General features: G+C 73.0%; 6 protein-coding genes. All 6 read right to left on the bottom strand.

Annotated elements, in window-relative coordinates; translation table 11 throughout:
- Positions 1-310 (bottom strand): hypothetical protein (locus ACVMLK_RS19575; RefSeq protein WP_457487372.1); only part of this gene is annotated, 310 nt, incomplete at its 3' end.
- Positions 311-336: 26 nt separating this feature from the next.
- A complete protein-coding gene (locus tag ACVMLK_RS19570) occupies positions 337-1,410 on the bottom strand; it encodes a flagellin (RefSeq protein WP_457487371.1) in 1,074 nt (357 codons plus the stop codon).
- 22 nt (positions 1,411-1,432) lie between these two features.
- Complete coding sequence (gene flgK, locus ACVMLK_RS19565; RefSeq protein WP_457487370.1) at positions 1,433-2,875, bottom strand: flagellar hook-associated protein FlgK; 1,443 nt, start codon at positions 2,873-2,875, stop codon at positions 1,433-1,435.
- Positions 2,876-2,932: 57 nt separating this feature from the next.
- A complete protein-coding gene (locus ACVMLK_RS19560) occupies positions 2,933-4,435 on the bottom strand; it encodes a flagellar hook protein FlgE (RefSeq protein ID WP_422926021.1) in 1,503 nt (500 codons plus the stop codon).
- Between the two features lie 112 nt (positions 4,436-4,547).
- Positions 4,548-5,489, bottom strand: a complete 942-nt coding sequence (locus tag ACVMLK_RS19555) for a flagellar motor protein MotB (protein ID WP_457487369.1) — start codon at positions 5,487-5,489, stop codon at positions 4,548-4,550.
- A 60-nt stretch (positions 5,490-5,549) separates the two neighbouring features.
- A partial coding sequence (locus ACVMLK_RS19550; protein WP_457487368.1) for a hypothetical protein occupies positions 5,550-5,969 on the bottom strand: 420 nt, incomplete at its 5' end.

Below are 5,969 nucleotides of genomic sequence, written 5' to 3'. Positions count from 1 at the left end.
CGACCGGCATGCGGGCGGGGTCGAGGCCGAGCAGCGCCTTCATGGCGCCGAGCGCGCGGCCGTCCTGCAGCCGCCGTGCCGGGCCGCCGGCCGCCTCGTCCGGCCTCTCGCCCGGCCCCCCGCCCGGCCCCTGGATCAGGCCGCGCCAGAGGCGCACCGCCGTCTCGCGCGCCAGCGGCGTCGCCAGCATGAAGGCCTCGGCGCAGGTCTCGGTGTCGCAGCCGAGCCCCTCGGCCATGGCGGCGTAGGTGGCGATGTCCTCCTCCTCCAGGGCCAGGGGGATGAAGGGGGAGACGGGGGGGATGGCCATGGACGGTTTCTCCGGGGATGGGGTGATCAGAGGTAGTTGACCAGGCTCAGCTGATTGAGCCGGGCGGTGACCGAATAGGTGGCGTTGAGCTGCAGCTCGAGGGCGGAGACGCGGTCGGCGATGGTGTAGTAGTCGACCGTCTCGAGGTCGTTGATCTGCGCCGTCGCCGCGGCGATCGCCCTGTCCTGGATCTCGGCGACGCTCTCGAGCCGCGCCTGCTTGATGCCGAGCACGCCGGAGAGGGTGGTGAGCTGGCTCTGCGCGCCGCGCATCAGCGCGCCGGCCTGGTCGAGCAGGCCGCGCCGCGCCGCCTCGCTGAGCTGGCTGTCCGGCGCGTCCAGGGTGGAGAGCAGGGCGAGCGACTGGAAGGCGTCGCGGAAGGCCTGGTTGTCGGCGCGGACGTCATAGCTCAGCGTCTCGCCGGCGCCGATGCGGACCTGCGTCGGCCGGCCGTCGCCGGTCCGGCTGTCCGCGCCGTAGACCAGGCCGTAGAAGGCCGGCGGCTGGGTCGTGGCATCGCCGTCGCCATCGGCATCGGCATCCTCGAACAGCGCCCGGACATCGGCCATCAGCGCCCCGGCCTCGTCCGCGTCGAGCGGGCCGCCGCCGCCGACGGCGCCATCGAGCAGGGACTGCACCTGGGCGAGCAGGCCGGCGGGCGCGGCCACCGGCGGCGCGGCGCTGTCGGTGCCGGCAAAGACGTTCTGCTGGTCGAAGCGGGTGTTCAGCAGGCCGACGAGGCTCTCGAGCGCGCCGCGCGCGGCCGCGGCCAGGGTGGCATAGCCATCGCCCTCCAGCGCCTCGGCCTGCAGGATCTGCGTCGAGATCTCCTGCATCACCGTGCCGGCATTGCCGAGCGCGGTCTGCATGGTGGCCAGCCGCAGCCCGGCCTGGCTGGCGACGCTCTTCAGCGAGGCGCCCTGCTGCACCTCGCCGTGCAGTTTGTAGAGCAGCGAGGCGCCGACGCCCATCTCGCGCGCCGGATCGGCCTTCCTGCCCGAGGACATCTCGGCGGTCAGCCGGGCCAGCTCGATCTTCATCTGGGTCAGGTCGGCCTGGCGGCCGATGGCCATGCCGCTGCCCGAAACACGGTTGTCCATGGTGTTCTCCCTCCGCTCCGGCTCACCGGATCTCGGACAGTTCCTTCAGCATGTCGGAGACGGCCTGGATGACCTGCACCGTGGCGGCATAGGTCTGCTGCACGACCAGCAGGCGCATCGTCTCGTCATCCACATTCACGGCGGTCTTGTTGGCCAGGCTCTCGCGCGCCTGCAGCGCCTGGCTGGCGCGGCTCTCGGCGCGGTCGGTCCAGACCGCGCGGGCGCTCTGCATCAGCCCCGCCACCTGGGCGGCGGCCGTCGGCAGGCTCATCGTGCCGGGCAGGCCGCCGCTGCTGTCGTAGCTGCGGTTCTCCTCGATCCCGGACAGGGCGCGGAGGACGAAGCTGTTGTCCGTGGCCTGGCCCGGGCTCGTCGCCTGCATGCCGTCGCGCAGGCGCCACAGCGCGCCGCCCTGCTCGGGATCGGCCTGCGTGTTGAGGCGGATGTCGCGGGCGAGGCCGCGGACGTCATCGCCGCCGGCGAGCGCCACGGGCGGGCTGCCGCCGGTGGTGAAGAGGCCGGCCGCGGTGCCGGAGAGGGTGGTGTCGGCCTCCTGGAAGGCCGTGACCAGCGCGCCGGCCGTCTGGTCCAGCATGGCGGCGAAGCCCGGCAGGGTCCTGTCGCGCAGCGTCAGCGAGGCGGCCAGCGAGCCGCTCTCCGAGACGCGCAGCGCCTGGCCGTTGACGGTGACGCCGGCCAGGCCGGTCGCCGTCGCGGAGATCACCGGCGTGTGGGTGAAGCGCAGGGGGTGCGCGGTGGTGCTGTCGAGCAGCGTGTTGCCGCCATCGGTCATCACGATCAGCCGGCCGGGGCCGTTGTCGTGCACCTGGATCGGCACCACCTTGCCGATCCCGGCCAGCAGCACGTCGCGCCGGTCCTCGTACTCGGCCGTCGAGGCGCCGCGCGCGGCCGCCTGGGCCATCTGCCGGTCGTTCTCGGCCAGATTGGCCAGGGCGGTGTTCACCGTCTCGACATCGCGCGCCACGGCGAGGTCGGCCGCGGCCCGGCCATCGGCCAGGGCGGCGTCGAGCCCGTGCAGCGTGTCGAGCAGGTTCTGCGCCGTGGCCAGGACCTGGCTCTGCGCCACGGCGTCGTCCGGGCTGCCGGAGAGGAAGTCGAGCGCGTCCTGGAAGGCGCCGAGGCGGCTCGGCAGGGAGGTCTCGTCCGCCGGCTGGCCGACGGTCTTGTTGTAGACCTCCAGCGTGCCCTGCATGCGGTCGGCATAGGCCTCGGCCGCGTCGGCGGCGCGCGAGGCGGCGGCGAGGGCGGCATCGGCGGCGCGCTGCGCGACGCCGGTCTCGACGCCGGCGCCGCCGCCGGCCACCAGCTTCTCGCCGCGCGGCAGCTCGCGCCGCACATAGCCATCCGTGTTGGCGTTGGCGATGTTGTTGGCGATCAGCGCGGCGTTGCGCTGCTCGGCGGCCAGCGAGGAGAGGGCGGTGGAGAGGGCGCCTTGCAGGCTCATGATCCGGCTTCCGCGTCAGGGAGGGAGGGCGGCGGGGAGAGGCCCGCCGCCGCGGGCTCAGCGCTTGAGGTTGGTCGCCTCTTCCAGCATCTGGTCGGCGGTGCGCACCACCGAGGCGTTGGAGCTGTAGGCGCGCTGCGTCTCGATCAGGTTGGTCAGCTCGGTGCCGATATCGACGTTGGAGGATTCCAGCGCGCCGCCCGAGGTGGTGCCGGCGGCGCCCTCGCCGGCGGTCAGCAGCCGCACCGCGCCGGCCTCGCGCGACATCTCGTAGGCATCGCCGCGCACCGGGTTCAGCCCGTCCGCATTGGCGAAGACGGCGAGCTTGACCTGGTAGATCGCCCGGCTCTGGCCGTTCGAGAAGGTGGCGACGACCTTGCCGTCATCCTCGACCGAGACGCGCTCGAGCAGGCCGAAGGCGGAGCCGTCCTTCTCGATCGCCACGGGGGTGTAGCTGCCGGAGAGCTGGGTGACGCCGGAGACGCTGCCGGGGACGCCGATGTTGATCGGCAGGTCGGTGGTGGCGGTGCCGGACACCCCGGCGCCGACCTGCAGGGTCAGCCGGCCGGTGATCGGGTCGTAGCGGCCGAGGCCGGGGATGGTGTCGGCGGCGGCGTCCGCATCGCTGCCGTCGCGGCCGTAATTGGCCGGGCTCAGGATGGTGGTGCTGGCGCTCTGCGCGACGGTGCCGTCGGCGTTGCGGCTGTGGGTGGTGGTGGCGTCCTTCACCGACTTGATGGTGCCGGCCAGGTTGCTGCCGGCGCTCGCCGGGTAGAACTCGAACTCGACCGAGCCCACCAGATGGCTGGCATCGTAGGTGTCGGCGCCGCTGCCCGAGGCGCCGCTGCCCGTGGCGCTGTCGAAGACCTGCAGGATCCAGGCATTGGTGTTGTCGGTGCCGGCGGCGTCGGGCAGCACCGGCGTGAAGCGGTAGGTCAGGGTCTGGCTGCCGCCGAGCGCGTCGTAGTAGTCGATGCTGCTGACGAAGGCGTTCTCGTTCGGCGGCGGCGAGGCATAGGCGGTCTGGTCGGAGGGCAGGTTGAACCAGGCCTTCATCTGCGTCGTCGGCGAGGAGGCGACCGAGGTGTCGCTGACATTCACCGTGGTCAGGCTCTCCAGGTTGTTGTCCCCCAGATTGCCGGCCGGCAGGCCGTCGGCGCCGAGCCTGACGCCCTGCAGGTAGTAGCCGGCGGCATTGACCAGGTTGCCATTGGCGTCGGGGCGGAAGGAGCCGGCGCGGGTCGCCAGGTACTTGCCGGCGCTGTCGGCGCCCTCGTTGACCACCAGGAAGCCGTTGCCGTTCACCGCGATGTCGGTGTCGGTGCCGGTCGACTGCACCTGGCCCACCTTGCTGATCTCGACACGGTTCTGCGCCGCGGTGCCGGTCAGGGAGGCGGAGCCGTTGCTGCTGCCCTCGAGGACCAGGCTGGAGAACTGCGTGTCGACCCGCTTGTAGCCGACGGTCGAGCTGTTGGCGATGTTGTTGGAGATGCCGGCCAGCTTCTGCGCCTGGGCGTTCAGGCCGGAGGTGCTGGTGCGGAGTGCGTTGATGGCGGTCATCGGCGGTCCCTCTCAAGGCGGGCGTGACACGGGGAAGGCGGGCGGGCGCCAGCCGCTTCGGTTCGGGACCGGCGCCGGCCTTCTGCCGGCGGGCCGGAGGTCGCGCGGGGTTTCACCGCCGCGGCTCGGTGGAATGGCGCGCGGCGGCGCGCGCCGCCTCCACCGCATCGGCGCGCAGCACCGTCACGGCGATGCGGCGGTTGCGCGGATCGGCGGGCGCGCCGGGCAGCAGCGGCTCCATCGCCGCCTTGCCCTCGATGCGGAAGATGCGCGGCGCCGGCACGCCGGCGCGCTCCAGGGCGCGGCGGGCGCTGTTGGCGCGGTCGGTGGAGAGCTCCCAGTTGCCGTAGGCGCCGCGCTGGAAGCGGTCGGCATCGGTGTGGCCGGCCAGCACGACGGCGTTCGGCACGGTGGCCAGCACGCCGCCCACCACCTCCAGGATGCGGGCCAGGCGCGGCGTCGGCTCGGCGCCGCCAGGCTGGAACATGGCCGCGCCATCGCGGTCGAAGATCTGCAGCCGCAGGCCCTCCGGCGTCATCTCCAGCTGGATGTTCTGGGCCAGGTCGCGCAGCGCCTCGCCGGCCATCAGCCGCTCGATCTCGGCCTTCATCGCCTCGAAGCGCTGCCGCTCGATCGGGTCGCGGGCGCCGCCGGCGGCACTGGCGCCCTCCCGGGCGGCCTGCGCCATGGCCTGGGCGGCCGCGCCCTCGCCGGCGCTCTCGCCGCCCTCGCTGTCGCGGCGCAATCCGCCATCCTCGACGCGGGTCAGCGCGTCCTGCCGCGAATCGCCCGCCGTCAGCACCGAGCGCCCGCCATCCAGCGCGCCATTGCCGGCCGGCAGGTCGAGGATGCTGGAGGCGGTGAAGAACTGCGCGATGCCCTCGCGCTGCGATTCGGTGGTGCTCGAGAGCAGCCACATCACCAGGAAGAAGGCCATCATCGCCGTGACGAAGTCGGCATAGGCGATCTTCCACTGGCCGCCATGCTCCTCCTCGTGCTCGCCATGATGGCGCTTCACGATGATCGGCCGTCTCAGGTGGTCGTCGGCGCTCATGCGGCGGTCCGGCCCGTCTGCTGGGGGAGGTCTCTCTCTACATCCATCGTTTTTCGCATTTCAAGTGCCGTGATCCCCCTCGCTGTGCCGCAGCGTTAGCTCGCCGCCGAGGCCCAGCCGCGCCAGCGCCGCGGCGAAGCCCTCCGACAGATCCGCCAGGAGCGGCCGGGGCAGGCGGGGCGCGGTCTCCATCACCGCGTCCAGCCGGCCCTGTTCCAGCCGCGCGCGCAGTTCGAGCCGCCCCGATGGCGGCAGGTCGAGTTGCAGGGCCAGGGCGACGCCGGCGCCCTTCAATGTTTTTTCGCCGCGGCGCGGCGGCCGGTCGGGCCGCCAGAACAGCCGCAGCCAGGCCAGCCTCTCGCCCAGCAGCAGGGGCAGCTGCCGCCCCTGCCAGGGCGCCGCCTCGCCCAGCGCCGGCGGCGGCGGCGGCGGCGCGTCCAGCTGCCAGGCCAGCAGCGCCGGCGCCAGGCCGAGCGTCGC

The sequence above is a fragment of the Teichococcus aerofrigidensis genome (assembly GCF_054073225.1).
This window is presented reverse-complemented; position numbering and strand designations above follow the sequence as displayed.

Bases quoted from the DNA above. Each gene is read 5' to 3' on its own strand.
- ACVMLK_RS19560 (WP_422926021.1), bottom strand. From the start codon at position 4,435: ATGACCGCCATCAACGCACTCCGCACCAGCACCTCCGGCCTGAACGCC.
- flgK (WP_457487370.1), bottom strand. From the start codon at position 2,875: ATGAGCCTGCAAGGCGCCCTCTCCACCGCCCTCTCCTCGCTGGCCGCC.
- ACVMLK_RS19555 (WP_457487369.1), bottom strand. From the start codon at position 5,489: ATGAGCGCCGACGACCACCTGAGACGGCCGATCATCGTGAAGCGCCAT.
- ACVMLK_RS19570 (WP_457487371.1), bottom strand. From the start codon at position 1,410: ATGGACAACCGTGTTTCGGGCAGCGGCATGGCCATCGGCCGCCAGGCC.